Here is a 4,439-nt window from a genome sequence, read left to right on the forward strand (position 1 = left end):
GGGGGGGGGTTTTACCCGGGCGCGCCCCCCCGGGGGGGCCCACCCCCCCCACCTGCCGCCCGGCGGGGGGCCGCCCCCCCCCCGGCGCCCGCGTGGGGGGGGGGGGCCTCCCCCCCCCCCCCCCCCGGCCCCGCACCGCCGAGCTCCTCGACGGCATGGAGATCGTGCCGAGGAAGACGATCCACTACCGCGGCACCGACCTCGCGGAACTGGACACCGCCGCCGTCATCGCCCGAGCACCCGAGGCCGCGCTCGTGGACGAACTGGCCCACACCAACGCGCCCGGCTCGCGCAACGAGAAACGCTGGCAGGACATCGACGAGATCCTCGCGGCCGGGATCGACGTGGTCTCCACCGTCAACATCCAGCACCTGGAGTCGCTCAGCGACGTCGTCCAGCGGATCACCGGCGTCCCCCAGCGCGAACGCGTCCCCGACGAGTGGGTCAGACGGGCCGACCAGGTCCAGCTCGTCGACATGGCCCCCGAGGCGCTGCGCCGCCGCATGGCACACGGCAACGTCTACGGCCCGGCCATGGTCGACGCCGCCCTGTCCAACTACTTTCGCGTCGGCAACCTCACCGCGCTGCGCGAGCTCGCCCTGCTCTGGGTGGCCGGCAAGGTGGACGAGCAGCTCGACCGCTACCGCGCCGACCACGGCATCGCCGAGACGTGGGAGGCGCGCGAGCGCGTCGTGGTCGCCCTCAGCGGCGGTCCCGAAGGAGACACTCTGGTACGGCGGGCCGCCCGCATAGCCGACCGGTCCAAAGGCGCGGACCTCCTGGCAGTCCACGTGACCAGCGCCGACGGCCTCACCTCCGGCGCCGATCCGGCCAACGTCGCCCGCCAGCGCACCATCGTGGAGAACCTCGGCGGCACCTACCACCAGGTGCTCGGCGACGACGTCCCCCGCGCCCTGCTGGAATTCGCCCGCAGCGTCAACGCCACCCAGCTCGTCCTCGGCGCCTCCCGCCGCGGCCGGCTCGCGCAGATCCTCTCGCCGGGCGTCGGCGTGGAGACCACCGCGCTGTCCGGCTCCATCGACGTGCACATGGTCACGCACGAGGGCGTCAGGCACGGGCGCAGGCACGGGGATCGCTCGGCCCTCTCGCTCAGACGGCGCTGCTCGGGCTGGGCGCTGGCCCTGGCCGGGATGCCCCTGCTGACGGCGGGGCTGCTGCCGTTCCGTCCCCATCTGGCGCTGCCCAGCGAGATCCTGCTCTTCCTGCTGCTGGTCGTCGGCGTGGCCCTCGCCGGCGGCATGTGGCCCGCGCTCACCGCGGCCGTCGTCGGGTTCGGGCTGCTCAACTGGTTCTTCACGCCGCCGTATCACACGCTGACCGTCGACGAGCCGGAGAACCTGCTGGCCCTCGCCATCTTCGTGCTGGTCGCGGCCATGGTCAGCGCGGTCGTGGGCCTGGCCGCCCGGCGCAGCGGGGAGGCCTCGCGGGCCAGGGCCGACGCCGAGGTGCTGTCCACGCTGGCCGGGCACGTGCTGCGGGGGGACTCGGCGCTGCCGTCGTTGCTGGCCCGGCTGCGCGAGGTCTACTCGCTGACCTCGGCGACCATGCTGGAGAAGGACGGCGACGGCTGGCGGATCGTGGCCACGGCGGGCGGGCCGCCGTCGGCCGTACCGGATGTGGTGGTCGACGGGGACCTGGGGCTGGCCGTACAGGGGAGGATCCTCGACGCGGCCGACCGGCGGGTTTTGGAGGCGTTCGCGGCCGAGGCGGCGGTGGCGCTGCGTCAGCAGCGGCTGCGCGAGGAGGCGTCGTCGTCCGCGGCGCTCGCCGAAGCCGACAAGATGCGCACCGCGCTGCTCGCGGCCGTCAGCCACGACCTGCGCACCCCGCTGGCCTCGGCGAGCGCGGCCGTCGACTCGCTGCGCGGCACCGAGATCGATTGGTCGCCCCAGGACCGCGCAGAACTGCTCGACACCGCCCACGAGTCCCTGAACAAACTCGACCGGCTGGTGACCAACCTCCTCGACATGAGCCGCCTGCAGGCCGGCGTCCTGGGCGTGGCCCCGGAAGCGGTGTCTGCTGCGGAGATCGTCCACCGGGCCCTCGCCGACCTGGGCGTCTCCCGGCTCGTGGCTGTCGAGATCCCGCCGGACCTGCCCGACCTCACCGCCGACCCGGTGCTGCTCGAACGCGTCCTGGTCAACCTCGTCGGGAACGCGGTGCGCTACGGGGACGTTGTCGTCTCGGCGAGCTGGCACGGCGAGAACGTGGAGATCAGGGTGGTCGACCACGGCCCCGGCATCCCGGCCGAGGCGCACGAGCGGGTGTTCCGGCCGTTCCAGCGGCTCGGCGACCGTTCCACGCACAAGGGCGTGGGGCTGGGGCTGGCGCTCGCCCGCGGACTCACCGAGGCCATGGGCGGCACGCTCACGCCGGAGGAGACACCAGGAGGAGGGCTCACCATGACGGTTGCGCTGCGGAGAGCCGGATGACGCGCGTGCTCGTGGTCGACGACGAGCCCCAGATCCTGCGCGCCATGCGGATCAACCTCGTCGCCCGCCACTACGAGGTGGCCGTCGCCGCCGACGGCGCCACCGCGCTGCGCCAGGCCGCCGACTGGCACCCCGACCTGGTCATCCTCGACCTCGGCCTGCCCGACATCGATGGCGTGGACGTCATCCACGGGCTGCGCGGCTGGACCCAGGTCCCGATCATCGTGCTCAGCGGCCGCAGCGACGGCCACGACAAGGTCGACGCCCTCGACGCCGGCGCCGACGACTACGTCACCAAGCCCTTCGGCATCGACGAACTGCTCGCGCGGGTGCGGGCGGTGACCCGCCGCGCCGCCGTCCCCACCGCGGAGTCCGCGGAGGCGCGCGTGGGCGATCACGTGATCGACCTCGTTGGCAAGACCATCTCGGGCGGGGTACGGCTGACGCCCACGGAATGGCACTTCCTTGAACTGCTGCTCCGCAACCCGGGCAAGCTGGTCAGCCAGCGGCAACTGCTGACGGAGGTATGGGGCGCCTCGTACCAGAAGGAGACGCACTACCTGCGGCAGTACATGGCGCAGCTACGCAGGAAACTGGAGCGCGACCCCGCGCGTCCCGTCCATCTGCTGACCGAGCCGGGGATGGGCTACCGGTTTCAGCCCTGATCCTCGTCCTCATCCGGGAAGTACGTCCGGGGTTCCTGGAGGAGATCGACGTGGGCGTCGGTCTGACGGTGGTCCTCTTCGCGCATCCACGTGACGATGCTGCGGTCGGCCTCGTCGTCGATCTCGTCGATCTTGTGCCGCTCGGGCAGCTTGTCCTTGTACATGGCGATGACCGACTCCTGAGGATCGTCGCCCATGTCCTGGCTGATCTCGTATGGCTGTTCAGTCATGTCACGCTCGGATCATCACGGTGGCCTTCTGCACGGACCAGCCGGCCAGCAGGAGCCCGAACGCCGCCTGTGCGAATCGAATCCATGGCGTCGAGGCGTCGGCCGCGTACAGCACGACGCCCAGCCACATGAGGCCGAAACCGCCCACAAGGACGATCGCTGCCCAGTTCAACCCCCGCTGCCACATACGCGCAGTCTTACAGCCGTTCATCCAAGACTGGGTATGGACATGGTCTGGCTTTTCCGCGCTCGGCGGCTAGTGGGCGAGCCTGCGGCCCGTGCCGACGCAGCGGCGTAGACGCAGGCCGCGGGGCCGTACCGGGGGAGGGTTCTCCTCCATGCAGGCCATCAGCGCCGCTGCCGTGCGCGCGTCGGAAAGGATGCGCTGCACCGCCTCGCCGTCCGTCGGCAACTGGCCGCGTTCGGCGAGCTCATGCCTGACGAAGGCCAGCGGGTCCGGCGCGTCCACGGAGTCGGACGCCACCGACGCGCGGGCCGCGGTCATCAGCCGCAGATAGTAGGAACGCAGCACGGCCTCGCGCATCCTGGCGTGTTCCAGGTCGTCGACCAGGGTGCGGGCAATCTTGAGAAGGTCGCCGGCGGATGTCTGCCCGTCGGCCAGGAAGGCACGGATGTCATCGAACTCCGAGCGGGTCATTGCCAACACCTCCGGGGTGCAGTCTGCTCGTGTGTACTTCGTACCGGGGAGCGATTGCGGATGACTTGCTGTCCACTTGCCGAGGTCGGGGGCTGGATGCGGCCTCGGAGGTTTGGGCGCGCGTGGGGAGGGAAGGACAAGGTGATTACCTGAGTGGGCGTAGGCGGGTCCCTGGGGCTGCTAGAGTTGCTCCCGCAGGGCAGCCGATCACACGATCCGCCCGGCACACCCCACAGAAATCTCTCTGGTTCATCCTGTCTGGATGGTCTGGTAAGTTTGCGGGGGTTCCAGGAAATGTCAAGTCACCGAATTTGACAGAGAATGGAACGGCTGAAAGAATAGAAATACGAAATGAGCCGCTGAAAAACGCGTCCGTTTCTTGAGAACTCAACAGTGTGTTAAAAGCCAGTGCATGAAGTATTTCATGCAACAC

5 protein-coding genes are annotated in these 4,439 nt (G+C 70.2%); 2 read left to right on the forward strand and 3 right to left on the reverse strand.

Annotated elements, in window-relative coordinates; all coding sequences use genetic code 11:
- Together ACIBKY_RS23865 and ACIBKY_RS23870 are read left to right on the forward strand one after the other, a co-directional pair.
- Window positions 1–2,453 (forward strand): DUF4118 domain-containing protein (locus ACIBKY_RS23865; RefSeq protein ID WP_397099445.1); only part of this gene is annotated, 2,453 nt, incomplete at its 5' end.
- Window positions 2,450–3,118, forward strand: a complete 669-nt coding sequence (locus tag ACIBKY_RS23870; protein ID WP_397099447.1) for a response regulator — start codon at window positions 2,450–2,452, stop codon at window positions 3,116–3,118. The genes ACIBKY_RS23865 and ACIBKY_RS23870, both read left to right, overlap by 4 nt.
- On the opposite strand, the gene ACIBKY_RS23875 is transcribed toward ACIBKY_RS23870, so the two are convergent.
- The 3 genes from ACIBKY_RS23875 to ACIBKY_RS23885 form a co-directional block, all read right to left on the reverse strand.
- A complete protein-coding gene (locus ACIBKY_RS23875) occupies window positions 3,109–3,348 on the reverse strand; it encodes a hypothetical protein (RefSeq protein ID WP_397099449.1) in 240 nt (79 codons plus the stop codon). The two genes, ACIBKY_RS23870 and ACIBKY_RS23875, sit on opposite strands and share 10 nt — an antisense overlap.
- A gap of 1 nt (window position 3,349) precedes the next feature.
- Window positions 3,350–3,520 carry a hypothetical protein gene (locus ACIBKY_RS23880; protein WP_379610468.1) on the reverse strand — a complete coding sequence of 57 codons (171 nt, stop codon included), beginning with the start codon at window positions 3,518–3,520 and terminating at the stop codon, window positions 3,350–3,352.
- An 84-nt stretch (window positions 3,521–3,604) separates the two neighbouring features.
- On the reverse strand, window positions 3,605–4,006 hold the full coding sequence (locus ACIBKY_RS23885; protein WP_397099451.1) for a hypothetical protein: 402 nt from the start codon (window positions 4,004–4,006) through the stop codon (window positions 3,605–3,607).
- Window positions 4,007–4,439 lie beyond the last annotated feature (433 nt).

It is taken from the genome of Nonomuraea sp. NPDC050394 (assembly GCF_044459065.1).
Taxonomy (GTDB): domain Bacteria; phylum Actinomycetota; class Actinomycetes; order Streptosporangiales; family Streptosporangiaceae; genus Nonomuraea.

Excerpts from the sequence above, each read along its gene's own strand:
- ACIBKY_RS23870 (WP_397099447.1), top strand. The coding sequence starts at position 2,450 with ATGACGCGCGTGCTCGTGGTCGACGACGAGCCCCAGATCCTGCGCGCC.
- ACIBKY_RS23875 (WP_397099449.1), bottom strand. The coding sequence starts at position 3,348 with ATGACTGAACAGCCATACGAGATCAGCCAGGACATGGGCGACGATCCT.
- ACIBKY_RS23885 (WP_397099451.1), bottom strand. The coding sequence starts at position 4,006 with ATGACCCGCTCGGAGTTCGATGACATCCGTGCCTTCCTGGCCGACGGG.